The organism is Escherichia sp. MOD1-EC6300 (genome assembly GCF_002965045.1).
In the GTDB taxonomy this organism is placed as follows: domain Bacteria; phylum Pseudomonadota; class Gammaproteobacteria; order Enterobacterales; family Enterobacteriaceae; genus Escherichia; species Escherichia coli_F.
In genome coordinates, this window is sequence record NZ_PTRH01000064.1 from 1 (window position 1) to 472 (window position 472).

General features: G+C 61.4%; 1 pseudogene. It reads right to left on the minus strand.

The annotated features are described in order from the left end of the window. A pseudogene (locus tag BGE37_RS24805) lies at positions 1 to 472 on the minus strand (RHS repeat protein); the annotation flags it as partial.

Below are 472 nucleotides of genomic sequence, written 5' to 3' on the forward strand. Positions count from 1 at the left end.
CCAGCGGGTCGTAAAGATAGCGACTTTCGACCAGCGGCTCTGCATATTGTGTCCGCGTGTAGTGCACCAGCCGGTGCCGGCTGTCGTAATGGTACCGGTGAGTCCGCTCATCATCCGTGCGGATAACCCCTTCCGGGATGAGGTCGGTTTTCTCTGTCAGCCTGCCGTGACGGTCATACCGGTAAAGATAGTGCGCGTCACGGGCGATACGGTTATCCGGCCACATGCTGAGGGTGCTGTCCGGGTGCAGCTCCGGGTCGGGCAGGCGGTTACCTGCCGGGTCCGTGGCATACGGGATGCGGATATCCAGATTCGCTGCGGTGGTGTGAACGCCGGTCAGCCTGCCGGTGGTGCTGTAGCTGTAACTCCGGGTCTGGCGCGGGCTGCTGATGCGAATGAGTTCGCCGTTGTCGTTCCAGGTGTAATCGCGGTCATACTGCAGGCTGTTCAGGTGCTGGCTCTGTAACTGCCC